Raw genomic sequence first — 25437 nt, 5'->3', positions numbered from 1 at the left:
AGGTATTGTCATGGCCACTCCCGCAGACACCCCGACTTCCTCCGCCGCGCCCGAGCCGTCGCGCAAGCGCAAGGCCTGGCTGCTTGGCCTGCTGTTGCTGCTGATTCTTGCCGGTGTCGGCGCCTGGGCCTGGTACAGCCTGGTCGGGCGCTGGCACGAAAGCACCGACGATGCCTACGTCAACGGCAACGTGGTCGAGATCACCCCGCTGGTTACCGGCACCGTCACCAGCATCGGCGCCGATGACGGCGACCTGGTCCATGCCGGCCAGGTATTGCTGCAATTCGACCCGGCCGACAGCGAGGTGGCCTTGCAGTCCGCCGAAGCCAGGCTGGCGCGTAGCGTGCGTCAGGTGCGCGGGTTGTACAGCAACGTCGACTCGCTCAAGGCCCAGCTGGAAACCCGCCAGGCCGAACTGCGCAAGGCCCGGCAAGACTTCAACCGACGCAAGGTGCTGGCCGACAGCGGTGCGATTGCTGCGGAAGAATTGTCCCATGCCCGCGATGACCTGAGCGTGGCCGAGGCTGCCGTCAACAGTGCTCGCCAGCAACTCAGCACCAGCAGCGCGCTGGTCGACGACACCGTGGTGTCCTCGCACCCTGAGGTGATGGCTGCCGCCGCCGACCTGCGCCAGGCCTACCTCGACCACGCTCGCACCACCCTGGTGGCGCCGGTCACCGGCTACGTCGCCAAGCGTACCGTGCAACTGGGCCAACGCCTGCAGCCGGGCACCGCGACCATGGCAGTGATCCCGCTGGACCAGGTGTGGATCGACGCCAACTTCAAGGAAACCCAGCTGCGCGACATGCGTATCGGCCAGCCGGTGCAAATCAGCGCCGACCTGTACGGTAGCGAGGTCAGGTACAGCGGTACGGTCGACAGCCTCGGCGCTGGCACCGGCAGCGCTTTCGCCCTGTTGCCGGCGCAGAATGCCACCGGTAACTGGATCAAGATCGTCCAGCGTGTGCCGGTGCGCATCCACCTCAGCCCCGAACAGCTCAAGGACCACCCGCTGCGTATCGGCCTGTCCACCGTGGTCGAGGTCGACCTGCACGACCAGAGCGGGCCGGCCTTGGCCCAGCAACCACCGCAGCAGGCCAGCTACACCACCCAGGTGTATGACCGCCAGCTGGTCGAAGCCGACAACCTGATCGCCCGGCTGATCCACGAAAACAGCGCACCCGGCAAGACGGTCCAGCGATGAGCAACAGTGCTGCTGCCCAGTTCACGCCGCCGAGCCTGTTGCTGACCACCATCGGCCTGTCGCTGGCGACGTTCATGCAGGTGCTCGACACCACCATCGCCAACGTGGCCTTGCCGACTATTTCCGGCAACCTGGGGGTGAGCTACGAGCAGGGCACCTGGGTCATCACCTCGTTCGCGGTGAGCAACGCCATCGCCTTGCCGCTGACCGGCTGGCTCAGCCGGCGGTTTGGCGAGGTGAAACTGTTCATCTGGGCCACGCTGCTGTTCGTACTGGCCTCGTTCCTGTGCGGTATTGCCCAGTCAATGCCGGAGCTGGTCGGTTTTCGCGTGTTGCAGGGCGTGGTAGCCGGGCCGTTGTACCCGATGACCCAGACTTTGCTGATCGCTGTCTACCCGCCGGCCAAGCGCGGCATGGCCCTGGCGTTGCTGGCAATGGTCACGGTAGTGGCACCGATTGCCGGGCCGATCCTCGGGGGCTGGATCACCGACAGCTACAGCTGGCCGTGGATTTTCTTCATCAACGTGCCCATCGGTCTGTTCGCCGCTGCCGTGGTGCGCCAGCAGATGCGCACCCGGCCGGTGGTCACCAGCCGCCAGCCGATGGACTACATCGGCCTGCTGACGCTGGTCATCGGTGTCGGCGCCTTGCAGGTGGTGCTGGACAAGGGCAATGATCTGGACTGGTTCGAGTCGTCGTTCATCATCGTCGGTAGCCTGATCTCGGTGGTGTTCCTGGCGGTGTTCGTGATCTGGGAACTGACTGACCGTCACCCGGTAGTCAACCTGCGCCTGTTCGCGCACCGCAACTTCCGCGTCGGCACCATTGTGCTGGTCGGGGGCTATGCGGGTTTTTTCGGCATCAACCTGATCCTGCCGCAGTGGTTGCAGACACAGATGGGCTATACCGCGACGTGGGCAGGCCTGGCGGTGGCACCAATCGGCCTGTTGCCGGTGCTCATGTCGCCGTTCGTGGGCAGGTACGCGCACCGCTTTGACTTGCGTGTGCTGGCCGGGCTGGCGTTCCTGGCGATCGGCAGCAGTTGCTACATGCGTGCCGGGTTCACCAGCGAGGTGGACTTCCAGCATGTGGCGTTGGTGCAGCTGTTCATGGGTATTGGTGTGGCGCTGTTCTTCATGCCGACCCTGAGCATCCTGCTGTCCGACCTGCCTCCACACCAGATTGCCGATGGCTCCGGGCTGGCGACCTTCCTGCGTACCTTGGGCGGCAGTTTTGCGGCGTCGCTGACGACCTGGATCTGGATTCGCCGGGCGGACCAGCACCATGCCTACCTGAGCGAGCACATCAGCCAGTTCGACCCGGCCACGCGGCATGCCCTGGAGCAACTGGGCGGGGCCAACCCGCAGGGCTATGCGCAGCTGGAGCAGATACTCAACGGGCAGGCGTACATGATGTCGACGGTGGATTACTTCACCCTGATGACCTGGGTGTTTGCCGGGTTGATCCTGCTGGTGTGGTTCGCCAAACCGCCCTTTACCGCCAAGGCGGGGCCCGCGTCGGCAGGGCACTGAGCCGGGCCAGAAGCAGGCCCGGCAAATCCCGCGTCAGGTACTCGCTGCGTACCAGGGACGCTGTATGCGCAGCACCAACCGGTCGATTTGCGGCACCAGCAGGTTGGCGGCCAGCACGGCGAAGCAGAGGCCGTCGGCATAAAGCCCGAATTCGCGAATCAGTTCGGTGAGCGTGCCAACGGTCACGCCGAAGAGCATGCGACCGGCACGCGTATTGGGGCTGGTGACCGGATCGGTGGCGATGAAAAAGGCGGTGAAGAGGTAGCCACCGAGACTGAGGTTGTACACGGCTTCCTGCAGGCTATGGCCGGCGGCCATACACAGCAATACGGTGCTCGCGAGCATCGCCAGCGGAATCTCGATTCGGATCACCCGTAGCGAAGCCAGTATCAGGCCGCCGGCGATGTAGCCGTACCCCGACAGGTTGTGGGTGATATGGGTGAATTCGTTCTGCGCCAACTGGGTGGCGCCGGCGAACGCATCGAGATCAAGGCGTGGCACCAACTGTAGCTGTTGTAGAAGAACCGTCTTGGCGCCCAGGGTTGCGGTCCAGGGGGTATGGTTCGAGGGTGCAGGGTACAACTGCTGGTAGAAGCAGATGGCAACGATCCCCAGACCAACCATGGCAGGGTTGAGGCGGTTGCGGCCAAGGCCTCCACTGGCATGCTTGCATAGCGCAAGAGCGGCAAAGCTGGCCAGGGCGATCATCCACAGTGGCACCAGCAGCGGTAATGCCCGAGCCAGGATCAGGCCTAGCACCAGCCAGCTGAGGTCGCTCAAACCCTCGCGGACATTACGCCCGCGCAGGCGCAGCAGGGCAGCTTCGAAGCCCAGGGCGAACAGCACGCACCAGAAGGTCTGCAACCAGACCACAACGCCAAATTGCCAGGCATACAGGACGGTGCCCGGCAGGAGGCACAAAATGACCAGCAGCATCACCGTGCGCAGCCGCTGCGGAATGGGATGGCGTATCAGGCTCATGCGCGCATCTCCGTCTTGCTCTGGCGGAAGCGTTCGCGCAGCGGGATATTGCTCGGGCAGATGCTGCTGCAGCTGCCGCATTCGATACAGGCATCCAGGCGCAGTTCCTGCAGGCTGGCCTTGTCCAGGCGTTCGGCAGCAGCATAGAGATCCAGCGGCCTGAGCGACATCGGGCAGACATCCACGCAGCGCGTACAGCGAATGCAACTGCCTGCGGGGCGGGTTGCCGGCAGGTAGCGTTCAGCGCCGAATATCAGGCAACTGCTGGTCTTGCTGACGGCGGCGGTGGCGTCCGGTAGCGGCTGCCCCATCATCGGGCCGCCGACCTGGGTCAACTGTCCTGTGGGGGCCGCGCCAGCAATCGCGCGCAGTTCGCTGACCGGGTAACCCACCGGCACCCGGACATTGCCGGGGTGCTCGCAATCCCCGGTCAGCGTGAGCACGCGGCTTATCAGTGGTTCACCCTGGAAGACGGCCTGGCCCAGTGCATAGAGCGTTGCGACATTGAGTGCGAGGACGCCGATATCGGCAGGTCGGCTCCCTGGCGCCAGGTTGCGGCCACTGAGGCTCTTGATCATCAACGGCTGCCCACCTGCCGGGTAACGCTCCGGAAGCGGACATATCTCGACCTGGGTGTGCGCCTGGCGAGCGGCGGCACGTAACGTGGCCATCGCCTCCGGTTTGTTGGTTTCGATACCGAAGCGGGTCGTGGTTATTCCCAGCAGCGTGGCGACATAGTCGGCGGCCTCGATCAACGCTTCGGCATTTTCGCGCATGAGACGATCATCGCAGGTAAGGAAGGGCTCGCATTCGGCACCGTTGATCAGCAGCAGGTCGGGCTGCCGGGCGTCGGCCAGCTTGAGGGCCGTCGGGAAACCCGCCCCACCAAGGCCGACGATGCCCATCTGCAATGCGCGTTCGACCAGTGCCTCTGGCGTTTGCGGCAGCCCCTGCACCGGGCGTTCGACCCACTCATCCAGGCCATCTGCGTTCAGAATGACAGCCATGACTGGCTCGGCCGAGTCGGCCGCGAAGGCGAGATCAATCCGTTCCACGATGCCGGAAGTGCTGGCATGCACCCAAGCGGTGGTGTCGTCACCAATACCGATCACTTCGCCCTTGCGCACATGCTGTCCCGGCTGCACGCAAGGCTGGACAAACCGGCGACCCCGCCCGAGCGGAATCGCCAGCTGGATTTTTCCGACCGCGACCGGGGCAACCGGCGTGGCGTTGGACAGTTCCTTGTATCCCTTGAGCTCAATGCCTCCGTGCCAACTACGCTGAGACGATGAGGCGATGGCCAGCAGGCGCCGCCAGAGAGGTTTCTGTTGTGGCTGACGCTGGGCGCGGATGCGGCTCTGCAGGCGTTCGACGCTCTGCAACGAATGGCTAGACATATTCTGTCCTCCAATTTTGGGGCAAAGAACGCCCGTGTGCGCTTATGCGCACAATGGTTTTTATTGCTTCCGGGACGTTTAGCGGAAAGGGAGGGGGATGGTTGATCACCCGCGCACTTCTGAGTGTAAAACGAGGAATTTGTTCGGTTTTTAACCAGACTTGCTGATGAACGGTAGGCCAATTGCCATCTTGCAATTTCTGGTGAAATAGCCTGCGCCGCGAAAGGGCGGCCAGACTCTGCGAGGTGTCGAATGATGCGCGCAAGCCTGCTGGTGATGCTGTTGATGTTGTTGTATGGCTGCGGCGAAAGGATCGAGCGCTTTTCCGGGCCGACCATGGGGAGCACGTACTCGATCCAGTACGTACCCACCGCGCAGACGCCCGGTGCGCAGCAGGTAAAGGCCGAAGTCGAGATGATGCTCGAGGCGCTCGACAGGCAGTTTTCCAACTGGCGCGGCGACTCTGTGGTTTCCCGCTTCAACGCTCTGCCGGCCGGCGCCTGTCAGGCGGTGCCGGAAGAGATGCGGCACTTGCTGGTGTACGGTGAGTCGCTGTTCCGCGAGAGTGGCGGGGCTTTCGACCTGACGGTTTTGCCATTGTTGAACCTCTGGGGCTTCGGCCCGCAGTCACGAGGGCGGCAGGTGCCGGACGCCGAGGCGCTGGCACGGGAGCAGGCCCGGGTAGGGCTCCAGCACTTGCACCTGGAGGGAGAAAAGCTGTGCAAGGATGTCGCGGCGCAGCTGGATTTCGACAGCATGCTCGCCGGCTATGCCGTGGATCGGGTCGGCGAGAGGCTTTCGGCCCTGGGTATCCAGGCCTATCTGGTCGAGATCACCGGCGAACTCAAGGGGGTCGGCCGCAAGCCGGATGGCTCGCTCTGGCGCATCGCCCTAGAGGTACCGAGTGGCGAGGGCGAGCAGCAAGTGGAGCGCGCCATTGCCCTGGATGGCTACGGCGTTGCCACCGCCGGCGACTACCGCAACTACTTCGAGGAAGGTGGCCAGCGCTATTCGCACACCTTCGATCCACGTGTCGGCAGGCCGGTCAGGCACGCACTGGCGGCAGTGTCGGTGGTCGACCCTTCGGTGCTGCGTGCCGATGCCCTGGATACATTGTTGATGGTGCTCGGCCCGGAGGAAGGCTATGCCTTCGCCGAGCGGCATGACGTCGCCGCCTATTTCATCATGCACCAGGGCCTGGGTTTCGTTGCGCGGGCGACGCCGCGATTCGAGTCGTTGTTTCCGAGGCAGAGCCAGACCAGGCAGTAATTGAAGGAATACACATCGCCCAGGGGCAAGAGCCGATGGGGCGGCTGAGCTGACCTTGGTCATTCCCATGCGCAGCCTTTTCCCCTATTGTCGATGCTCCCTTCCCAAACGATTGGCATATCCATGGAGAAAGTCATCGTGATCACCGGTGCCAGCCGTGGCATCGGCGCCGCCACGGCACTGCTGGCCGCCCGCCAGGGCTACCGCATCTGCATCAACTACCACACCAACGACCAGGCCGCCGAGAACATCCTCGACCAGGTTCGTGCCCAGGGTGCCGAGGCCATCACCGTACGCGCCGACACCAGCGTCGAAGATGAGATCATCCAGCTGTTCCAGCGCGTGGACGAAGAGCTCGGCCCGGTCACCGCGCTGGTCAACAACGCCGGCACCATTGGCCAGCAAAGCCGGGTCGAGGACATGTCCGAATTTCGCCTGCTCAAGGTCATGAAGACCAACATCGTCGGCCCCATGCTCTGTGCCAAGCACGCGCTGCTGCGCATGGCGCGCCGGCACGGCGGGCAGGGCGGGGCCATCGTCAACGTGTCGTCGGTAGCCGCACGCCTGGGCTCGCCCAACGAATACGTGGACTATGCCGCTTCCAAGGGCGCCCTCGACACCTTCACCGTTGGCCTGGCAAAGGAAGTGGCAGGCGAGGGCGTGCGGGTCAATGGCGTACGGCCAGGCTACATTCATACCGGGTTCCATGCGCTGTCCGGCGACCCCGACCGGGTCAGCAAGCTTGAGCCCGGCTTGCCCATGGGCCGTGGTGGGCGCCCCGAGGAAGTGGCCGAGGCGATCCTCTGGCTGCTCTCGGACAAAGCCTCGTACTCCACCGGCAGCTTCATCGACCTGGGCGGCGGGCGCTGAGCGCGCCCGTCAATCCTCCAGCAGCGAGCGTACCCGTTCGGCCAGCACTTCCAGCTCGAACGGCTTGGTCAGCACCTGTGTGCCTTGCAACAACTGGCCGTCACTGAGCGCCGCGCTTTCGTCGTAGCCAGTAATGAACAGCACCTTGAGGTCGGGGTAGCGCTCGCGGCAACGTTCAGCCAACTGGCGGCCATTCAGGCCGCCGGGCAGGCCGATATCGCTCAGCAGCAGGTCTGGCCGCTCGCCATTTTGCAGGTGGGCAAGGGCGGCCGGGCCATTCTCGAACGCGTCGACCAGGTAACCCAGTTCCTCCAGCACCTCGCAGACGACCACGCGCAAGGCAATCTGGTCTTCGATCAGCAGGATACGCTGTGCGGCCGTGCTGCCACTTTCCAGCAGTGTGCGCCGCGGCCTGGGTGCCGGGGCTTCGGGGAGCTCGTGGTGGCGGGGGAGCAGTAGCTCGATGCGGGTGCCTTCGCCAAGCGTCGACAACACCCGTAGCTGCCCGCCCGACTGGCGCACGAAACCGTAGGTCATCGACAAGCCAAGGCCCGTGCCCTGGCCCATCGGCTTGGTGGTGAAGAACGGGTCGACTGCGCGCTCGGCCACCTCCGTCGACATGCCATTGCCGTTGTCGATGATGCTCAGCCTTATGTATTCACCAGCTGGCAGTCCCAGTGCATGGGCTTGCTCGTCGTCGAGCAGCAGGTTGTCACCGAGGATATCGATCGCACCGCCAGCAGGCATGGCATCGCGGGCATTGATGCACACGTTGAGCAGGGCGCTTTCCAGTTGCGGCGGGTCGATGAAGGTCGGCCACAGCGGGTAGGGGAACTGGCTGGTCAGGGTGATGGAAGGACCAATGGTACGGCGCAGCAGCTCTTCCATGCCGCCCACCAGCGTCGCCACCTGCGTGGAGCAGGGCTGCAGGGTCTGCTGACGGGAGAATGCCAGCAGCCGGTGTACCAGCGAAGAGGCCCGCTGCGCCGAGCCGCTGGACAGCTCCAGCAAGGGTTCCAGGCTGTCGAAACGGGATTGCTCCAGGCGTTGGCGCATCAGCTCCTGGGCACTCAGGATGGCGCCCAGCAGGTTGTTGAAGTCATGGGCGATGCCGCCACTGAGCTGGCCGACCGCTTCCATCTTCTGTGCCTGGCGCAGGGCCTCCTCGGCCTTGGCCCGTTCTGCCAATGCCGCATTCACCCGTTGTTCCAACTCCTCGTTCAGGCGTTGCAGGGCAAGCTCGGCCCGCCGTCGTTCGGTAACGTCCTTGAACAGTACCGCCACCTGGCGCTTTTCGGCAGGCTCCACCCGGAAGGTGGTCACCGACAACACATGGCCGGTGGCGACCAGCTCCTGCTCGAAATGCAGGGGCTCGCCCGTGCGCAGAACCGCGCCATAACGGGCGACCCAGTCATCGGCCTCATCGGGCACCATCTCACGCAGTTTCTGCCCGACCACATTGGGGATGCCGGCGTGCTTGGCATAGGCCGCATTGGCCAGCACATGCACATAGTCACTCAGCGGGCCGTGCGGGCCGTCGAAGAACTCGATGATGCAGAAGCCTTCATCCATGGTGTCGAAGAGCGAGCGGTAAAAGTCCTGGTCGTGTTCCTGATGGCTTGCCAGGCGGGCCTCCAGCAGCGCGTTCTGCCGCTGCAGGGCTTCGACTTGTTGGCGCAGTGAAAGCAGGTCACGGGAAGGCATGCCGAGGTCCGACAAAAGAGGAGACCCAGACTTTAACGTGTTCGCCAGCAGGCGAATAGCCAGTCAAGGCGAGTGCGGCGCAATGCCCAGCAGCCGCTCGACCCGTTCGCCGAGGGTGTTCAGGTCGAAGGGTTTGTGTAGCAGCTCCGTGCGCCTGTCGGGCCGGGCACAGGGCACCGTATCGATGGTGTCATAGCCGGTAATCAGTAATACCGGGGCATGCACCACGAGGTCCTGGTAGGCCCCTGCAAGCTGGTAGCCGTCGACCCGCCCAGGCAAGCCGACATCGGTAATCAGCAGGTCCGGTGGCGGCCCTTCCTGCAGCGCTTCAAGCGCCGGGCCGCCACCCTCGAAAGCCTGCACCTGGTGGCCCAGTTCCGTCAGCACTTCAACCAGTACCAGGCGCAGGGCCGGTTGATCCTCCACCAGCATGATCCGGCGCACGTGCGGCTGCACCGGCTCGGTGGGGGCTGCGGCTGGCTCGTCGTGGCAGGTTGCGGTAGCGCTCTTGTGCTGGGGCAGGTACAGGTGAACGCAAGTGCCTTGCCCGACAACGCTGTCGATCAGCAACTGCCCCCCGGACTGGCGAACAAAGCCATAGGCCATGGACAACCCCAGGCCGGTGCCCTGGCCCAGCGGCTTGGTGGTAAAGAAGGGTTCGAGGGCGCGCTCCCGCACCGCACTGGACATGCCCAGGCCGGTGTCCTCGACACGAATGTGCAGATAGTGGCCCGTCGGCAGGCCCAGGCGCTTGGCCTCGGCCGCTGAGAGATTGGCGTTTTCACAGCCGATGCGCAGGGTGCCGCCCAGCGGCATGGCGTCACGGGCATTGATGCACAGGTTGAGCAAGGCGTTTTCCAGCTGTTGCGGGTCGATGAGGATCGACCATTGCGCGGCCAGGGTCTGGTCCTGGAAGTCAATGTGCGGGCCGGTCGAACTGCGGATCAGGTCATGCATGTCGGCCACCAGGCGCTGCACATCGACCGCTTGGGGCACCAGCATCTGCTGGCGTGAAAAGGCCAGCAACCGCTGCACCAGGGCAGCGGCCCGCAGTGCGTTGCTGCGGCTGAGTTCGAGCATGCGGGCGGTTTCGGCAAAGCGTTGCTGACCCAGGCGTTGCTCTGCCAGCTCCAGCGCGCCAAGCAGGCTGCCCAGCAGGTTGTTGAAGTCGTGGGCGATGCCACCGGTCAGCTGGCCGACCGCCTCCATTTTCTGTGATTGGCGCAGGGCTTCTTCGGCCTGGCGCAGGCGTTCCTGTTCGGCCATGCGCTCGGTGATGTCATAGGCGAACATGTACCCGCCCTGGATCCGCTGCTGCGCATCGCGCAGCGGGTGGTAGCGGATCTCGTAATGGCGAGGGGCGTCAGGCGGGCCGAAGGTGATGGTATCGATGAAAGCTTCGCCGGCCAGCACGCGTGGCCACACCGGTGCCAGGCGGCCCATGATGTCAGGCTGGTTGACCAGGAACTGCGGCACGTAATCGCCGATCTTCGGTACGAAACCACGGTAACGCTCAAAGGTTTCCCTGGCCATGCGGTTGATCGCCACCAGGCGCATCTTGCGGTCTGCGGCGAACACGTTGGCCAGGCTGTTGTCGAGCAGTTCGCCCAGCAGCTGGTTATGGGCATGTGCAGTGTCTTCGCGCTCGGCCAGGCGAGCTTCCAGTTCTGCGACACGCGCTTGCAGCTGTGCCAATGACGGGAGCGAATCTGCTTGCATGGCGAGGGCCCGGTGAGAGGATCGGGCAACTATAGTCGCCCACCGGGTCATCAGCCATCAGAACGAGCGGATGATCCGCCCCAGGGTTTCCATGGCCCGTTCGGCATCCTCATGCCAGGGGCTGCCATAGTTCAGGCGAATGCAGTTGCCGAAGCGCCGGGTGGGCGAGAAGATCGGCCCGGGAGCGATGCTGATGCCTTGGGCCAGGGCCATGTGGAACAACTTGAGGGCGTCCATCTGTTCGGGCAGTTCCAGCCACAGGAAGTAGCCGCCGGACGGTTGGCTGACCCGTGTCTGCGCCGGAAAGTGCCGGGCAATGGCCGCCAGCATGTTGGCCTGCTGGCCTTCCAGGGCATAGCGCAGCTTGCGCAGGTGGCGGTCGTAGCCGCCGTGCTGCAGGTAGTCGGCGATCGCCGCCTGCGCCGGCATCGAGGCACACAGCGAGGTCATCAGCTTGAGCCGCTCGATCTTCTGCGCAAAGCGCCCGGCCGCCACCCAACCGATGCGGTAGCCTGGTGCCAGGCTCTTGGCGAACGAACCGCAGTGCATCACCAGGCCCTGGGTATCGAAGGCCTTGGCCGGCTTGGGGGCTTGCTGCGAATAGTACAGTTCAGCGTACACGTCGTCTTCGATCAATGGCACCTGATGACGCGCCAGCAGCTCCACCAATGCCTGCTTTTTTGCCTCCGGCATGCTGGCGCCCACCGGGTTCTGGAAGTTGGTCATGCACCACACGGCCTTGACCGGGTGCTTTTCCAGGGTCTGCGCCAGTACGCCCAGGTCCATGCCTTCGCGCGGGTGCACAGGGATTTCCACCGCCTTGAGCTTGAGCCGCTCCAGTACCTGCAGGCAGGCATAGAAGGCGGGGGCTTCGATGGCCACCAGGTCACCTGGCTGGGTGACGGCCTGCAGGCACAGGTTCAGGGCCTCCAGCGCGCCGTTGGTGATCAGCAGCTCCTCCATCGGCAGCATCAGCCCGCCGACCATGTAGCGCAGGGCAATCTGCCGGCGCAGCTGCGGGTTGCCGGGTGACAGGTCGGTCACCACCATGCGTGGGTCCATGCTGCGGCTGGCGCTGGCCAGCGAGCGCGACAGGCGCTGCAGCGGGAACAGTTCGGGGCTGGGGAAGGCCGAGCCGAACGGCACGGTGTTGGGGTCCTTGATCGAGTCGAGGATCGAGAACACCAGCGCGCTGACGTCGACGTCGGTGGACTCGCTGACCGGCTGCAATGCCTGCGGTTCGCTGAACTGGCGCGGGGCGTGGGCGTTGACGAAGTAGCCTGAGCGCGGCCGGGCGCGGATCAGCCCGCGCCTTTCCAGCAGGTAGTAGGCCTGGAACACGGTGGACGGGCTGACCCCGTGGGTCTGGCTGGCATAACGCACCGAGGGCACCCGCTGGCCGGGGCCCAGCACCCCGGAGCGGATCAGTTCGGCAATATCGTCGGCAAAGCGTTCGTAGCGTTTCATTCTGGCCTTCTGTCGAAGCCTGGCAGGCAAGGTGGGATCAGTGTAAGGGATCAACGGTTCATCGGTGCGACGAAGCGGCTGTTGGCCACGCTGCGGATGGCGGGGTCGTCGCGTTCGCTGACTTCGAAACTCAGCGTCTGCGAGCTGCTGGCCGGGCGTTCGGCCAGCATCGCCACCGACACCGGCAGTTCACTCATTTCACCGGCCGGGATCGTGAATGATGTCTTGCCCTGCAAGCTGAAACCGTCGGCGTCCAGCAGGCGCAGTTCGTAGTGCCGAGTGCGTTCGGTCTTGTTGATGACCTTGAGCAGGTAGATGTTTTCGATCTGGCCCTGGGCATTCTCGCGGAACAGGCCGCGGTCCTTGATCACGTCCAGCGACACCATCGGACGCAGTTGCAAGGCTATCACCAGCGCCGCGATCATTACCCCCAGCGCGGCGGCGTAGCCCAGCAGGCGCGGGCGCAGCCAATGGGTGGTGCCACCTTGCAGGCTGTGTTCGGACTTGTAGCCGATCAGGCCACGGGCGTAGCCCATCTTGTCCATTACCCCGTCACAGGCATCGATGCACGCCGCACAACCGATGCAGGCCATTTGCAGGCCATCGCGGATATCGATGCCGGTGGGGCACACCTGCACGCACAAGGTGCAGTCGATGCAGTCGCCCAGGCCCTGGGCGCGGGCGTCGCTGCCTTTCTTGCGCGGGCCACGGGCTTCGCCGCGACGCGGGTCATAGGCGACCGCCAGGGTGTCCTTGTCGAACATCACGCTCTGGAAGCGCGCATAGGGGCACATGTGCAGGCACACCGCTTCGCGCAGCAGGCCGGCATTGATGTAGGTGGCGGCGGTGAAGAACAGCACCCAGAACAGCGCCACGCCGCCCAGTTGCAAGGTGAACAGTTCTGCGGCCAGTGAGCGGATCGGGGTGAAGTAGCCGACGAAGGTCAGCCCGGTGAGCACGCCAATGGCCAGCCACAGGCTGTGCTTCAATGTGCGACGGGCCAGTTTGTTCAGGCTCCAGGGCGCGGCGGCCAGCTTGATGCGCTGGTTGCGGTCACCCTCGGTGACCTTTTCGCACCACATGAACAGCCAGGTCCAGGTGCTCTGCGGGCAGCTGTAGCCGCACCACACGCGGCCGGCATACACGGTGATGGCGAACAGGCCGAAGGCGCAGATGATCAGCAGTGCCGACAGCAGGATGAAGTCCTGCGGCCAGAAGGTGGCGCCGAAGATGTGGAACTTGCTGTTGCCAAGGTCCCACAGCACGGCCTGACGGCCGTTCCAGTTCAGCCAGGCGGTGCCGAAGAACAGCACGAACAGGGCGCCGGCGAAGCCGATACGCAGGTTGCGGTACAGCCCGGTGAAACTACGGGTATGGATGCCATTGTCGGCGCGTCGTGGCTGGGGGCTGGCTGGGGCGGTGGCGATCTCTGTGAAAGGGATTCTATCGTTCATGGCTCGGTGCTCATCAGGCCTCGATCAGGCATGAGCACTATGGCCCTGAGGCTGTTATCAGCACAGGCTCAGATTTTGCGATAAAAACCATATCAGATTTTCGGGTAAGCCCCGCCAGGCCTCAGATTACCGAGCCTGGCGTGCTGGCCTTCAGATGCCTGCGGCTATCCACCGCACCCGCAACTGTCAGTGCGTCGGCCTCGGCTTCGGTGATGGGCACACACTGGCCCGCGAGCAGGGCCACTGACATGCGCAGCTGTTCGTCGGTGACGATTTCGATGGACGGGCCATCACCTTCGATGCGCAGGCCTTCGCCTAGCAGGGTGCAGCGGCGGGTGGTTTCGTCGATTTCAATGGGCATGGAGTGGTCCTCCTGGGGGGTTACAGGGTGGACCACAGGGAGGGGCGGGTTGCTGCATCCGGAAGCTGAGCGGCACTTTGTCATTTGCTCGGAGGTCAACCCTTGCAGATGGCAGGCCCGGCCTTTTCGCGGGTAAACCCGCTCCCACAGGTACTGCATTGCATTGAAACTTGTGCAAACCCTGTGGGAGCGGGTTTACCCGCGAAGAGGCCGGCCCAGCCAACACAATGCTCAGCATGGGAATAACGCCATGGACCTCATCTGGCAAGCCATCCAGGCCGAATTCGCCGACATCACCGATGAGCGCGAGGTCACGCAAATCCTCGTACGCCTGCTGATGGCAGCCCTGCTCGGCGCCGTCCTGGGCTTCGAGCGCGAGCACAAAGGCAAGTCCGCCGGGGTGCGCACGCATATGCTGGTTTCGCTGGGCGCTGCGCTGTTCGTGCTGGCGCCGAGTATGGCCGGGGCCGATGAGCAGGCGCTGAGCCGGGTGATCCAGGGCATTGTCGCCGGTATCGGTTTTCTGGGTGCGGGCACCATTCTCAAGGGCAACGGCCAGGACACCAGCCATGTGAAGGGCCTGACCACAGCCGCCGGGCTGTGGATGACCGCCGCCATTGGTACGGCAGCCGGAATGGGCCGCGAAGCCACGGCGTTGATCAGCACGATACTGGCCCTGCTGGTGCTGGGCACGATGCCGTTGCTGGTGGACAAGCTCGAGGGGCAGGATGAGGGAAAGCAGAAGGAGGAAGAGGGCAGGAAGCACTGAGGGGAGCCGAAGCTCCCCTCAAAGCGTTGTTGCCTGCTCTTTTTTTATTATTGGGACCGGCCTTTTGTTGTTTTTGTCAGCCTGTCCTGGTGTTGCGGGCGACCCCATGCGGGGTCAAGAGCAAACGTATTTTTTTGAGCGCTGACCTGCCTTCATCATTGCTGATCCGAACCTGGCTGCCGCTACCTGGAGGTAGTTTTATTGTTCTGTGCCAGACCGCGGGGCGTACCCCTGAAAAGCGTGTCGACTCCAAAAAAATCTGCTTGCTACGCCTCTGCCGTGTTGTTCTTGTTATGTCAGAGCCGTTACCTGTTGTTTTTATTGGGTGTCACATTTTTTTTGTTGTTGTACCAGAGATATAGCAGGGTGCGTGCCAACTTTTGAAAATCCTTTAAAAACAATCACTTGGAGATTTTCATCAAAATCGCCTGGCCTGAAATTCTGCCGATTTGTTTCCCTGTTACCCGATTTTTTGCTGTGAAACGTGGGGGCGGTAACACTCCACCCACACGTATGTGACACCCGTATGACTTAATGCGCGCTGCGCGCCCGTGCTACCCGCGACCCGTTGTCGCGGCCCAGCACGCTGCTGATGCGGCGGCCGGCGGCGATCAGCCGGTCCAGGTCAATGCCGGTTTCAATGCCCAGCCCCTGCAGCAGGTACACCACGTCTTCACTGGCGATATTGCCGGTGGCCCCTTTGGCGTATGGGCAGCCGCCCAGCCCGGCCACCGAGCTGTCGAATACGCTGATACCTTCGAGCAGGCTGGCATACACGTTGGTCAAGGCCTGGCCATAGGTATCGTGGAAGTGCCCGGCCAGTTGCTCGCGCGGCACCTGTGCCGACACCACCTCGAACAGGCGCCGGGTATCACCGGCAGTACCGGTGCCGATGGTGTCGCCCAGCGATACCTCGTAGCAGCCCATGTCATGCAGGGCGCGGGCCACCGGGGCGACCTGCTCGGCACTGACCTTGCCTTCATAGGGGCAGCCGAGCACGCACGACACATAGCCGCGCACACGCACACCGTGATTGCGCGCGGCCTCCATGATCGGCTCGAAGCGTTTGAGGCTGTCGCTGATCGAGCAGTTGATGTTGCGTTGCGAGAAGGCTTCGGAGGCGGCGGCGAATACCGCCACTTCCTTCACCCCAGCGGCCAGGGCGTCCTCGAAACCGCGCAGGTTGGGCGCCAGCGCCGCATAGGTAACACCCGGGCGCTGGTGAATGCCGGCGAACACTTCGGCGGAGCCGGCCATCTGTGGCACCCACTTGGGCGAGACGAAACTGCCCACTTCGATATAGGCCAGGCCCGCCTCGGTGAGGTCGTCCACCAGGCGCACCTTGTCGGCGACGCTGATGGGCTGGGCTTCGTTCTGCAGGCCGTCGCGGGGGCCTACTTCGACCAGGCGGACGTGTTTGGGCAAGGACATGGCGGGTTTCCTGTGGCGTTCAGCGGTTGTCTTTGTTGTTCAGGGTGGCGGCCAGGGCTTGTTCGCAGCGCTCCTGGGCGGTGTCCAGCTCCAGCTGCATCTGGTGGATGTCGAGCATCTGCTGTTCCAGCTGGGCGCGGCGTTCGGCGATTTTCGCCAGCATGCTGTTGAGCTGCTTGAGGTTGCCGCTGGAGGGGTCGTACAACTCGATCAGCTCGCGGCATTCGGCCAGCGAAAAACCGATGCGCTTGCCGCGCAGGATGAGCTTCAGGCTGACCTTGTCACGCGCCGAATAGATGCGCTCCAGGCCTCGGCGCTCGGGGCTCAGCAGGCCCTGTTCCTCATAGAAGCGGATGGCGCGGGTGGTGATGTCCAGCTCGCGGGACAGGTCGGAGATGCTGTAGGTCTGGGTGCTCATGCTGGGGCTCGGCGTGGGGTATGCGGGTATCCTGAGGGTAGCTTGACGTATACGTCAAGCAGGGGTGCAGTTCAGGGACGGCGTGCACTACCTGTGGGAGCGGGTTTACCCGCGAAGAGGCCGGCACAGGCGAAAAAATTACTCAGACAACCCCGACCTGCGATACCCATTCGGCGTCTGCCCGCTCAACCGCTTGAACCACCGGGCAAAGTACGTCGGGTCGGTAAACCCCAGGCTATCCGACAACTGCCCGATACTCATCCGCGTATAGATCAGGTTGCGCCGCGCCTCCAGCAGCAACCGCTGGTGCACCACCTGCAGCGCGGTCTGCCCACTCAGCGCCCGGCACAGCTGGTTCAGCTGCAAACTCGGAATATTCAGCCGCGCGGCAAACTCCTCCACCGACAGGTGCTCACGGTAATGCGCCTCGACCAGGCGCAGGTACTGCCCCAGTAACTGGCGGTCACGCTCATCGCGGTTGCGCGGCGCCTGCCCCAGCTGCTGGCGGCGGCTGATCCAAACCATCAGCGCCGTCACCAGTGCCTCGAGCAAGGCAGCACGCGCCGGGGCGTTACCCTGGTACTCCTGCTGCAGAGTATCGATCAGGTTGCGCAGGCGTACCCGGTCCTGGCCCAGCGGGTAACACGCGGCTTTCGCCAGCACCGCCAGCGGTGCGCCCAGGCGCTGCTCCAGGTTCGCCACCAGGGCCGTGCCAAAGGTCAGCACATGCCCCTGGATATCGGCGCTGAAGCGAAAGCCGTGCACGGTCATCGGTGGCACTACCTGGATCGCCGCTTCGCTGATGGTGCTGCGCACCCCCTCGATCTCCACCTCGGCACGGCCGCGCTGCACGTACAGCAGCTGGAACAGTTCGGCATGCTGGTGCGGCTTGATCTCCCAGTGGTGCAGGCGGCTACGCGCCGGGATCGACTCGCAGTGCAGCAGGTCGGTGCCGGGCCAGGCCTGGTTTTCGCCATACAGCTTGAACAAAGGGACGCCGGGGAGGTTGGATTTCATGCGGGTTTACCTGTCCGGTAATCGAACGATTTTTGTAAAAGTGCAAGTTTTGCATGGAATAGCACACTTCAATGGCTGTTTTTGCCAGTAAAAATGCAAGGGCAAACCCTAACAGCAGATGTCGCCCCGCTGCCAGTCCAGGGGCGGCATCGTCCGCACAGAGACAACAACAATGAAAACTCAGGTCGCAATTATTGGTGCAGGTCCGTCTGGCCTGCTGCTGGGCCAACTGCTGCACAAGGCCGGTATCGATACGGTCATCGTCGAGCGGCAGACACCCGAGTACGTGCTCGGGCGCATCCGTGCCGGGGTGCTGGAGCAAGGCACCGTCGACCTGCTGCGTGAGGCCGGTGTGGCCGAGCGCATGGACCGTGAAGGCCTGGTACACGAAGGTGTCGAGCTGCTGGTCGGCGGGCGCCGCCAACGCCTGGACCTCAAGGCCCTGACCGGCGGCAAGACGGTGATGGTGTACGGCCAGACCGAAGTCACCCGTGACCTGATGCAGGCACGTGAAGCCAGCGGCGCGCCGATCATCTATTCGGCCAGCAATGTCCAGCCGCACGAGCTCAAGGGTGAACGGCCTTACCTGACTTATGAAAAAGACGGCCAGGTGCATCGGGTGGACTGCGACTACATCGCCGGCTGTGACGGCTTCCACGGTGTTTCGCGGCAGAGCATTCCGGAAGGTATCCTCAAGCAGTATGAGCGGGTCTACCCGTTTGGCTGGCTGGGCATGCTGTCAGATACGCCACCGGTCAACCACGAACTGATCTACGCACACCACGAGCGCGGCTTCGTGCTGTGCAGCCAGCGTTCGCACACCCGTAGCCGCTACTACTTGCAGGTACCGCTGGAAGAGCAGGTGGAGGCGTGGTCCGACGAGCGCTTCTGGCAGGAGCTGAAGGCACGCTTGCCGGAAGACGTGGCTGCGCGTCTGGTCACCGGCCCGGCTTTGGAAAAGAGCATCGCGCCGCTGCGCAGCCTGGTGGTCGAGCCGATGCAGTATGGCCACCTGTTCCTGGTCGGTGACGCCGCGCATATCGTCCCACCGACCGGCGCCAAGGGCCTGAACCTGGCGGCATCGGACGTCAATTACCTGTACCGTATCCTGGTCAAGGTGTACCGCGAAGGGCGCACCGACCTGCTGCAGCAGTATTCGCCGCTGGCCCTGCGTCGGGTGTGGAAAGGCGAGCGCTTCAGCTGGTTCATGACCCAACTGCTGCATGACTTCGGCAGCCACAAGGACGCCTGGGACCAGAAGATGCAGGAGGCCGACCGCGAGTACTTCCTGACCTCGCCGGCGGGGCTGGTGAACATTGCCGAGAACTATGTAGGGCTGCCGTTCGAAGAAGTGGCCTGACCCGCACGTGAAAGCCTGGCCAACGCGCAATGCCTGCAGGAGTGGCCTTGTGTCGCGAAAGGGGGGGGCGAAGCGCCCCAGGGTCTTCGTATTCCTGCCATATTGCTGGGGCCGCTTTGCGGCCCTTTCGCGACGCGGTGCAGCGCAGGCATCCTGGAAAAACACGCCAGGGCTTGAAGTCAAGTTTGCGCATGACCGACAGTGCCTGGCTGAATAGGTAATGGCAGGAAGCACAACGATGACATTCTCCACACCCCTGATCGGCGCCTTGTGCCTGGTAGCTGCCAGTGGCTGGGCCTGCGCCGACCAGGTGCTGCCCGCGCCACCGGAACTGGCCTCCGGCTACCGCAGTGGCCTGCAGTCGGTGCATGCCAGCCGGCACATGGCCGCCGCCGCCAACCCGCTGGCCAGCGAAGCGGGGCGAGCGATGCTGCGTGCCGGTGGCAGCGCCATCGACGCGGCCATCGCCATGCAGATGGTGCTGACCCTGGTCGAACCGCAATCCAGCGGCATTGGCGGCGGGGCGTTCATCCTCTACTGGGATGGCCAGCGCGTGCAGGCGTTCGACGGCCGCGAGGCAGCCCCGGCGGCGGTGACGGAAAACCTGTTCCTGCAAGCCGATGGCTCACCGATGCCGTTCAGGGCGGCGCAGATTGGCGGGCGTTCGGTGGGCGTACCGGGGGTTCTTCGTGCCCTGAAGCTGGCCCATGAGCAGCACGGCAAGCTGCCCTGGCGCGACTTGTTCGCCCCGGCCATTGCGCTGGCACGTGACGGTTTCCCTGTTTCCGAACGCCTTCACACCCTGGTGGCGGGCGACCCGTTCATTGCCCGCTCACCGGCCATGGCCCGCTACTTTCTGGATGAACAGGGCAAGCCGCTGGCGGTGGGGGCTACCTTGCGCAACCCCGAACTCGCGCAAACCTTCGAGCAGATTGCCGCGCAGGGTCCCGAGGTGTTCTACAGCGGCGAGATCGCCGCAGCCATCGTCGCCAAGGTGCGCAGCCATGCCAATGCCGGCTATCTGTCGTTGCAGGATATGCAGCAGTACCAGGCCAAGGCGCGCGAGCCGCTGTGCGGCCCTTACAAGGCCTGGCGTATATGTGGCATGCCGCCGCCGTCGTCGGGCGGGGTGGCGGTGCTGCAGACCCTGGGCATCCTGGAAGCACTGCAGCAGGCTTCGCCACAACGCGACCTTGCCGTCATGCGACCGCTGCGCACTTCGTCCGTGGCCGGGCTGGAGGCCCCGCCGCTGGCCGTGCACCTGGTTGCCGAGGCCGAGCGCCTGGCCTATGCCGACCGCGCCCAGTACCTGGCCGACAGCGATTACGTGCCGGTTCCGCTCAAGGCCCTGACCGACTCTGCGTACCTGGCCAGCCGTGCCGCGCAGATTGGCGAGTACAGCATGAAGCGCGCCCGCCCGGGCCAGCCGCAGGGCGCCGACCTGGCCCTGGCGCCTGACCGCTCGCCACTGCGTATTTCCACCTCGCACCTCAGCGCGGTGGATGACCGTGGCCAGGCCCTGGCCATGACCACCTCGGTGGAAGCAGCGTTCGGTTCGCACCTGATGGTCAAGGGCTTTTTGCTCAACAACCACCTGACCGACTTCTCGTTCATCCCCCAGGAGCAGGGCAAGCCCGTGGCCAACCGGGTGCAACCGGGCAAGCGGCCGCTGTCGGCAATGGCACCGACCCTGGTGTTCTCGCGAGCTTCTGGCGAGCTGGTGGCCAGCCTTGGCTCGCCCGGCGGTTCGCAGATCATCGGCTACGTGAACAAGGCACTGATCGGCCTGCTGGACTGGCAGCTTGATCCGCAGCAGGCCGCTGGCCTGCCCAACTTCGGCAGCCGCAATGCCGGCACCGAAGTAGAGGCGGGGTTGGCCAGCCCGGCGCTGATCCGGCAGTTGGCGGCCTGGGGGCATGAGGTGACGCCGATGACCATGACCAGTGGCATGCAGATCATCCAGCGCAGTGGCGAGGGCTGGTCGGGCGGTGCCGACCCCCGGCGCGAAGGCGTGGCACTCGGCGACTAGCCGGCGCATTGCGGTGCAGCAGGTGGCGTGATAGAAGTCAGTCTTGTCATTCAGAAGTCGAATACCAAGATGTCCATCAGCGTGAAATCGAATAGGGCCCTGTTCGACCTCGACCTGTTGCGCGCCATTGTCGTGGTGGCTGACTGCGGCAGCTTCACCACGGCTGCAGCCCGTCTGCACTCCACTCAATCGACCATCAGCCAGAAGGTGCGCCGCCTTGAGGATATGGTTGGCCACCGCCTGCTGGTGCGTGGCAATCGCGATGTGCTGCCGACCGATGCCGGGCAGACCCTGCTCGGCTATGCCCGGCACATGCTGGCCCTCAACGACCAGATGCTCGAAGCCTTGGCCGGGGCGATGGTTGGCGTGACCGTGCGCCTTGGCGTGCCCGAGGACTTCGTGGGCGGGCGTACCACCAATGCGCTGTCGGCGTTCAGTCGGCTGCACCCGCAGGTGAAGCTGGAAGTGACCAGCGGCCTGTGCCGCGACCTCAGCCAGGCCTACGACAACGGTGAGCTCGACCTGGTGTTGCTCAAGCAGCGGCGCAACAGCCGCGAAGGTGTGGCCTGCTGGCCCGAGCGCCTGCAGTGGATCGACAGTGCGCGCACGCCCGCCTTCGAGCTGGACCCGATCCCGCTGGTGACGTTCCCGCCTCGTGGCCTGTACCGCGACGACATGATAACGGCCATCGAAGGCATCGGCCGGCGCTGGCGTATCAGCTTCACCAGCTCCAGCCTCAGCGGTATCCAGGCTGCAGTCGCCGATGGCATGGGCGTCAGCCTGCTGCCGCCACGGGCGGCCACTGGCGAGCACCGGGTGCTGGGGGCCGAACAGGGGCTGCCGGAGGTAGACAGCTATGAAATCGTCATTGTCCACCGGCCGACGGCGGATGTGATGGTCAAGGCGCTGGCCGAGGTGATGACGCAATTGCTTGCAGGCGGCGGGATCTGACAGGGTTGGGGCCGCTTGGCGGCCCATCGCAGATCGGCGTGTGCAGGGTCGTCAGGCAACGCGTCGGATGCGGCTCTTGGCAGCGCGGCCGCGGGTATGGCTGAACAGGTCTTTCGGGTCATCTTCCACCCATGGCACCAGGTCGATCTTGCTACCCATGCCACGTTTTTCGGCTTGCTGTAGTACGTACCGCAGTACGGTGTAGTCTTCCAGGGCGAAGCCCACCGAGTCGAACACGGTGACCTGGTTGTCGCTCTGGCGGCCCTCGGCTTCACCGCGCAGCACGCGCCACAGGTCGACCACCGGGAAGTCCGCCGGCAACTGCTGGATGTCACCTTCGATGCGGGTTTGCGGCTCGTACTCGACGAACACCCGGGCGTTGCGCAGCACATCGGCATGCAGCTCGGTCTTGCCCGGGCAGTCGCCACCCACGGCATTCAGGTGCATGCCGGGTTCGAGCATGTCGGGGGTGATGATGGTGGCGTAGGCCTTGTCGGCGGTCACCGTGGTGATGATGTCCACGCCTTTCACCGCTTCTGCCACCGAACCGGCGCGGCGGATGGTGAGGCTGCTGTACTCCTTGAGGTTGGCGATCAGCTTGGCGGTGGCGAGCGGGTCGGTGTCGTAGGCGACGATTTCTTCGATGCCCAGGTGCTTGTGGAAGGCCAGTGCCTGGAATTCGCTTTGCGCGCCGTTGCCGATCAGCGCCATCCTGCGTGAGTTTGGCCGGGCCAGCGCCTGGGCTGCCATCAGCGAGGTGGCTGCGGTGCGCAGCGCGGTGGCGATGGTCAGTTCGGACAGCAACACCGGGTAGCCGGTGTCGACATCGGCCAGCACGCCGAAGGCCATCACCGTATGCAGGTCGCGGGCGGTGTTGGCCGGGTGGCCGTTGACGTATTTGAAGGCGTAGCGGCTGTTGTCGGCGACCGGCATCAGTTCGATCACGCCGACTTCCGAATGGCTGGCAACACGTGCGGATTTATCAAACTCCTGCCAGCGTTTGTAATCTTCACGAATGGCTGCGGCCAGTTCGCCAATGAACGGCGCTACGCCAATGTCATGTACCAGGTCCGACATGGTTGGAACATCAATGAAATACGTCATGCTCTTGCACCTTGTTATTGCGCCGTCACCCCGCTGACCTGGAGGACGAACGCCTGAGATTGTTGGAGTGACGTGAGCATTCTGATGACAGGCTGCGTCAAGATGAAGAGAGCAGGTTGCCAGTTTCATCAGCTTTCTAGACAATTTGTCACCCAAGCATGGCAATCTGATTATCTGGCAGGCATCCATGGATACTATCGATCGGGAATTGATTGCGCTGTTGCGCGACAACGCGCGCATCCCCGTGCTGACCCTGGCGAAGAAGCTCAAGGTGGCCAGGGCAACCGTGCAAAACCGCATCACCCGGCTCGAAGAGCAGGGCGTGATCATCGGCTACACGGTACGCCTGCGCGCCGATGCGCTGGAGCAGGGCGTGCGGGCAATCACCAGCATCGGCATCAGCGGCCACCACGCCGCAGAGGTCAAGCACGCGCTGCGCGGGCATCCCAACGTGGTGGCCATCCATAGCACCAATGGCCGCTGGGACCTGATGGCAGAGCTGCGTGCAGACACCCTGGAGGCCTTCGACCGGGCGTTGAACGCCATCCGCTCGATACCGCACATCGAAAACACCGAGACCAGTATCCTGCTCTCGACCTACAAGATGTGACCGCTGGGGCAAGCCTTCTGGCAGGTGCATTGCGCAAACTTTCACTTGCGGTGGAACGCGGGCCGGCGCAGGCATTTCAATACCCTCTAGGGCTGGCGCTCGGCCACCGCCCGCAAGGTACGCAACGTCACCACTGGCGCATCCACCACAAACCGGTTGGCCAGCCACCCCGGCACATCTCCGGCAGGGTCGGCCTGCAGTTGGTAGGTCACTTCGGTCTTGCGCTCCCCCAGTGGTTTCATCCGCCACTCGCCGCTGAGCTGCTGTACCCGGATCAGTCCCTTTACCTTGGGGATCCTGCCGGGCTCGGCGCTCAGGTGGCGCAGCAGCGTGCCGTCGTCCAGGCGTTCGGTCGTGACCTTCAGCACGATGTCCCGCGGCATCGTCGGCCACGGCAGGTTGGTGGTCAGGTACACCCAGGTGTTTTCGCCTTGCACATCCAGCAAGCGCATCTCGGCGCAGGCGTACAGCCACTTGCAGGCCACCCGCAGGTTTTCCTGCAGGTCGGTGAGCGTACGAATGCTGGCTTTCATGGTGCTGACACCACGGAATTGCTGGTAGGGCGAGTCGGCCACGCCACTCAGGTACACGCGGATGCCTTCGCGGTCGTAGGCCAGGTTCCAGTCATCGGCGGCTGGGGCGGGGGGGCAGAGCAGCAGGGCGGCGAGCAGCAGGCAGCGGTTCATGGCTGGTACCGCGCGGGTGGCAGGATTTTCAGTATGCGGCTACTGGGGCTGCTTTGCAGCCCTTTCGCGACACAAGGCCGCTCCCACAGGGTTCGGCATACACCGTACTTTTGTGGGCGCGGCCTTGTGTCGCGAAAGGGGCGCAAAGCGCCCCCCAATGCATCAACGCTTAGGGTTCAGCGTCAGGTGCACGTGACGGTTCACGTCCTTGTACAGCAGGTAGCTGAACTTGCCTGGGCCGCCGGCGTAGCAGGCTTGCGGGCAGAAGGCGCGCAGCCACATGAAGTCGCCGGCTTCCACTTCGACCCAGTCCTGGTTCAGGCGGTACACCGCCTTGCCTTCCAGTACGTACAGGCCGTGTTCCATCACGTGGGTCTCGGCGAACGGGATCACCCCGCCCGGCTGGAAGGTGACGATGTTCACGTGCATGTCGTGGCGCATGTCGGCCATGTCGACGAAGCGGGTGGTGACCCAGCGGCCTTCGGTGCCCGGCATCTCGATGACGGTGGCGTTGTCACGGTGGGTAACGAACGACTCGGGAACGTCCAGGCCTTCGACCTTCTGGTAGTGCTTGCGCAGCCAGTGGAAGGTGACGTTGGACTTGCTGTTGTTGCGCAGGCTCCACTCGGCGCCCGGGGCCAGGAAGGCGTAGCCGCCCGGTACCAGGGTGTGGTGCTTGCCTTCGACGGTGATGTCCAGTTCGCCTTCGACGATGAACACCACGGCTTCGGCGTTCGGGTCCAGCTCAGGGCGCTCGCTGCCGCCTTCCGGAGCCACTTCGACGATGTACTGGGAGAAGGTTTCGGCAAAGCCGGTCAGCGGGCGGGCGATGACCCACATGCGCATCTTGTCCCAGAACGGCAGGTGGCTGGTGACGATGTCACGCATCACGCCCTTGGGGATGACGGCATAGGCTTCGGTGAACATGGCACGGTCAGTCAGCAGCTCGGTCTGAGCCGGGTGCCCACCGTGGGGGGCGAAGTACGAATGGTTCGACATGGACGATCTCGACTTGTTGTTCTCTCCCCATGCCGTGAACCGCACCGGCCGGTGCGGCGCAGGGGATGTGGCGACAGAATAGGGTCGAGCGCGCGCCATCTACAA

22 protein-coding genes are annotated in these 25437 nt (G+C 64.0%); 9 read left to right on the top strand and 13 right to left on the bottom strand.

Annotation, left to right across the window (positions count from 1 at the left end; all coding sequences use genetic code 11):
• Positions 1-10 precede the first annotated feature (10 nt).
• Entirely contained in the window at positions 11-1204 is a 1194-nt protein-coding gene (locus tag ACIQYU_RS13255; RefSeq protein WP_207833206.1) for an HlyD family efflux transporter periplasmic adaptor subunit, read from the top strand.
• Positions 1201-2736 (top strand): DHA2 family efflux MFS transporter permease subunit, encoded by a 1536-nt coding sequence (locus ACIQYU_RS13250; RefSeq protein WP_241105621.1) that lies wholly within the window; start codon positions 1201-1203, stop codon positions 2734-2736. Before ACIQYU_RS13255 ends, ACIQYU_RS13250 begins: the two co-directional genes overlap by 4 nt.
• Before the next feature lie 33 nt (positions 2737-2769).
• Here the strand turns inward: ACIQYU_RS13250 and ACIQYU_RS13245 are convergent, their stop codons facing one another.
• Together ACIQYU_RS13245 and rsxC are read right to left on the bottom strand one after the other, a co-directional pair.
• Positions 2770-3717: an RnfABCDGE type electron transport complex subunit D gene (locus ACIQYU_RS13245; protein ID WP_207833210.1), complete on the bottom strand. Its 948-nt coding sequence runs from the start codon at positions 3715-3717 to the stop codon at positions 2770-2772.
• Positions 3714-5114, bottom strand: coding sequence for an electron transport complex subunit RsxC (gene rsxC, locus ACIQYU_RS13240; protein ID WP_241105620.1), 1401 nt, complete (start codon positions 5112-5114; stop codon positions 3714-3716). The genes ACIQYU_RS13245 and rsxC overlap by 4 nt, the downstream gene beginning before the upstream one ends.
• 252 nt (positions 5115-5366) lie before the next feature.
• Between rsxC and ACIQYU_RS13235 the strand changes: the two genes are divergently transcribed.
• Positions 5367-6383, top strand: a complete 1017-nt coding sequence (locus tag ACIQYU_RS13235) for an FAD:protein FMN transferase (protein ID WP_207833214.1) — start codon at positions 5367-5369, stop codon at positions 6381-6383.
• A 123-nt stretch (positions 6384-6506) separates the two neighbouring features.
• Positions 6507-7253 carry an SDR family oxidoreductase gene (locus ACIQYU_RS13230; RefSeq protein WP_233694454.1) on the top strand — a complete coding sequence of 249 codons (747 nt, stop codon included), beginning with the start codon at positions 6507-6509 and terminating at the stop codon, positions 7251-7253.
• A 9-nt stretch (positions 7254-7262) separates the two neighbouring features.
• On the opposite strand, the gene ACIQYU_RS13225 is transcribed toward ACIQYU_RS13230, so the two are convergent.
• From ACIQYU_RS13225 to ACIQYU_RS13205, 5 genes are all read right to left on the bottom strand, one after another.
• A complete protein-coding gene (locus ACIQYU_RS13225; RefSeq protein WP_207833218.1) occupies positions 7263-8957 on the bottom strand; it encodes a response regulator in 1695 nt (564 codons plus the stop codon).
• 63 nt (positions 8958-9020) lie between these two features.
• Positions 9021-10676 carry an ATP-binding protein gene (locus ACIQYU_RS13220; protein WP_333957253.1) on the bottom strand — a complete coding sequence of 552 codons (1656 nt, stop codon included), beginning with the start codon at positions 10674-10676 and terminating at the stop codon, positions 9021-9023.
• Between the two features lie 57 nt (positions 10677-10733).
• Entirely contained in the window at positions 10734-12143 is a 1410-nt protein-coding gene (mapR, locus tag ACIQYU_RS13215; protein ID WP_025338884.1) for a GntR family transcriptional regulator MpaR, read from the bottom strand.
• 50 nt (positions 12144-12193) lie between these two features.
• Positions 12194-13597, bottom strand: a complete 1404-nt coding sequence (gene ccoG, locus ACIQYU_RS13210; protein ID WP_207833223.1) for a cytochrome c oxidase accessory protein CcoG — start codon at positions 13595-13597, stop codon at positions 12194-12196.
• 121 nt (positions 13598-13718) lie between these two features.
• Entirely contained in the window at positions 13719-13958 is a 240-nt protein-coding gene (locus ACIQYU_RS13205) for a DUF3203 family protein (RefSeq protein ID WP_402800241.1), read from the bottom strand.
• 250 nt (positions 13959-14208) lie between these two features.
• Here ACIQYU_RS13205 and ACIQYU_RS13200 point away from each other — a divergent pair, with 250 nt between their 5' ends.
• The gene (locus ACIQYU_RS13200) at positions 14209-14727 is read left to right on the top strand and encodes an MgtC/SapB family protein (RefSeq protein ID WP_233687634.1); all 519 of its coding nucleotides are present in this window, start codon (positions 14209-14211) and stop codon (positions 14725-14727) included.
• Between the two features lie 531 nt (positions 14728-15258).
• Here ACIQYU_RS13200 and ACIQYU_RS13195 read toward each other — a convergent pair.
• From ACIQYU_RS13195 to ACIQYU_RS13185, 3 genes are all read right to left on the bottom strand, one after another.
• Positions 15259-16158, bottom strand: coding sequence for a hydroxymethylglutaryl-CoA lyase (locus tag ACIQYU_RS13195; RefSeq protein WP_207833229.1), 900 nt, complete (start codon positions 16156-16158; stop codon positions 15259-15261).
• A gap of 19 nt (positions 16159-16177) precedes the next feature.
• Complete coding sequence (locus ACIQYU_RS13190) at positions 16178-16576, bottom strand: MerR family DNA-binding transcriptional regulator (RefSeq protein WP_013972930.1); 399 nt, start codon at positions 16574-16576, stop codon at positions 16178-16180.
• A 138-nt stretch (positions 16577-16714) separates the two neighbouring features.
• Entirely contained in the window at positions 16715-17593 is an 879-nt protein-coding gene (locus tag ACIQYU_RS13185) for a helix-turn-helix domain-containing protein (RefSeq protein WP_233687636.1), read from the bottom strand.
• Positions 17594-17765: 172 nt separating this feature from the next.
• Here ACIQYU_RS13185 and pobA point away from each other — a divergent pair, with 172 nt between their 5' ends.
• The 3 genes from pobA (at position 17766) to ACIQYU_RS13170 (ending at position 21933) form a co-directional block, all read left to right on the top strand.
• Complete coding sequence (pobA, locus tag ACIQYU_RS13180; protein ID WP_133972016.1) at positions 17766-18953, top strand: 4-hydroxybenzoate 3-monooxygenase; 1188 nt, start codon at positions 17766-17768, stop codon at positions 18951-18953.
• A gap of 238 nt (positions 18954-19191) precedes the next feature.
• Positions 19192-20982 carry a gamma-glutamyltransferase gene (gene ggt, locus ACIQYU_RS13175; protein ID WP_207833235.1) on the top strand — a complete coding sequence of 597 codons (1791 nt, stop codon included), beginning with the start codon at positions 19192-19194 and terminating at the stop codon, positions 20980-20982.
• A gap of 69 nt (positions 20983-21051) precedes the next feature.
• Positions 21052-21933, top strand: a complete 882-nt coding sequence (locus ACIQYU_RS13170; protein WP_063914323.1) for a LysR substrate-binding domain-containing protein — start codon at positions 21052-21054, stop codon at positions 21931-21933.
• Positions 21934-21984: 51 nt separating this feature from the next.
• Here ACIQYU_RS13170 and ACIQYU_RS13165 read toward each other — a convergent pair whose 3' ends face one another.
• On the bottom strand, positions 21985-23037 hold the full coding sequence (locus ACIQYU_RS13165) for an ornithine cyclodeaminase (RefSeq protein ID WP_233694461.1): 1053 nt from the start codon (positions 23035-23037) through the stop codon (positions 21985-21987).
• Between the two features lie 187 nt (positions 23038-23224).
• Here ACIQYU_RS13165 and ACIQYU_RS13160 point away from each other — a divergent pair, with 187 nt between their 5' ends.
• The gene (locus ACIQYU_RS13160; protein WP_207833240.1) at positions 23225-23647 is read left to right on the top strand and encodes an Lrp/AsnC family transcriptional regulator; all 423 of its coding nucleotides are present in this window, start codon (positions 23225-23227) and stop codon (positions 23645-23647) included.
• Between the two features lie 86 nt (positions 23648-23733).
• On the opposite strand, the gene ACIQYU_RS13155 is transcribed toward ACIQYU_RS13160, so the two are convergent.
• Complete coding sequence (locus ACIQYU_RS13155) at positions 23734-24333, bottom strand: START domain-containing protein (protein ID WP_207833242.1); 600 nt, start codon at positions 24331-24333, stop codon at positions 23734-23736.
• 162 nt (positions 24334-24495) lie between these two features.
• Complete coding sequence (locus tag ACIQYU_RS13150) at positions 24496-25332, bottom strand: bifunctional allantoicase/(S)-ureidoglycine aminohydrolase (RefSeq protein ID WP_013972924.1); 837 nt, start codon at positions 25330-25332, stop codon at positions 24496-24498.
• Positions 25333-25437 lie beyond the last annotated feature (105 nt).

Origin of the sequence: Pseudomonas sp. NPDC096925 (assembly GCF_044762545.1) — a bacterium.
Taxonomy (GTDB): domain Bacteria; phylum Pseudomonadota; class Gammaproteobacteria; order Pseudomonadales; family Pseudomonadaceae; genus Aquipseudomonas.
Note: the sequence above shows the minus strand (reverse complement) of the source record. Positions and strands in the feature narration are given on the sequence as shown.

Coding starts and splice junctions, on each gene's coding strand:
- ACIQYU_RS13255 (WP_207833206.1), top strand. CDS start 11: ATGGCCACTCCCGCAGACACCCCGACTTCCTCCGCCGCGCCCGAGCCG.
- ACIQYU_RS13250 (WP_241105621.1), top strand. CDS start 1,201: ATGAGCAACAGTGCTGCTGCCCAGTTCACGCCGCCGAGCCTGTTGCTG.
- ACIQYU_RS13245 (WP_207833210.1), bottom strand. CDS start 3,717: ATGAGCCTGATACGCCATCCCATTCCGCAGCGGCTGCGCACGGTGATG.
- rsxC (WP_241105620.1), bottom strand. CDS start 5,114: ATGTCTAGCCATTCGTTGCAGAGCGTCGAACGCCTGCAGAGCCGCATC.
- ACIQYU_RS13235 (WP_207833214.1), top strand. CDS start 5,367: ATGATGCGCGCAAGCCTGCTGGTGATGCTGTTGATGTTGTTGTATGGC.
- ACIQYU_RS13230 (WP_233694454.1), top strand. CDS start 6,507: ATGGAGAAAGTCATCGTGATCACCGGTGCCAGCCGTGGCATCGGCGCC.
- ACIQYU_RS13225 (WP_207833218.1), bottom strand. CDS start 8,957: ATGCCTTCCCGTGACCTGCTTTCACTGCGCCAACAAGTCGAAGCCCTG.
- ACIQYU_RS13220 (WP_333957253.1), bottom strand. CDS start 10,676: ATGCAAGCAGATTCGCTCCCGTCATTGGCACAGCTGCAAGCGCGTGTC.
- mapR (WP_025338884.1), bottom strand. CDS start 12,143: ATGAAACGCTACGAACGCTTTGCCGACGATATTGCCGAACTGATCCGC.
- ccoG (WP_207833223.1), bottom strand. CDS start 13,597: ATGAACGATAGAATCCCTTTCACAGAGATCGCCACCGCCCCAGCCAGC.
- ACIQYU_RS13205 (WP_402800241.1), bottom strand. CDS start 13,958: ATGCCCATTGAAATCGACGAAACCACCCGCCGCTGCACCCTGCTAGGC.
- ACIQYU_RS13200 (WP_233687634.1), top strand. CDS start 14,209: ATGGACCTCATCTGGCAAGCCATCCAGGCCGAATTCGCCGACATCACC.
- ACIQYU_RS13195 (WP_207833229.1), bottom strand. CDS start 16,158: ATGTCCTTGCCCAAACACGTCCGCCTGGTCGAAGTAGGCCCCCGCGAC.
- ACIQYU_RS13190 (WP_013972930.1), bottom strand. CDS start 16,576: ATGAGCACCCAGACCTACAGCATCTCCGACCTGTCCCGCGAGCTGGAC.
- ACIQYU_RS13185 (WP_233687636.1), bottom strand. CDS start 17,593: ATGAAATCCAACCTCCCCGGCGTCCCTTTGTTCAAGCTGTATGGCGAA.
- pobA (WP_133972016.1), top strand. CDS start 17,766: ATGAAAACTCAGGTCGCAATTATTGGTGCAGGTCCGTCTGGCCTGCTG.
- ggt (WP_207833235.1), top strand. CDS start 19,192: ATGACATTCTCCACACCCCTGATCGGCGCCTTGTGCCTGGTAGCTGCC.
- ACIQYU_RS13170 (WP_063914323.1), top strand. CDS start 21,052: ATGTCCATCAGCGTGAAATCGAATAGGGCCCTGTTCGACCTCGACCTG.
- ACIQYU_RS13165 (WP_233694461.1), bottom strand. CDS start 23,037: ATGACGTATTTCATTGATGTTCCAACCATGTCGGACCTGGTACATGAC.
- ACIQYU_RS13160 (WP_207833240.1), top strand. CDS start 23,225: ATGGATACTATCGATCGGGAATTGATTGCGCTGTTGCGCGACAACGCG.
- ACIQYU_RS13155 (WP_207833242.1), bottom strand. CDS start 24,333: ATGAACCGCTGCCTGCTGCTCGCCGCCCTGCTGCTCTGCCCCCCCGCC.
- ACIQYU_RS13150 (WP_013972924.1), bottom strand. CDS start 25,332: ATGTCGAACCATTCGTACTTCGCCCCCCACGGTGGGCACCCGGCTCAG.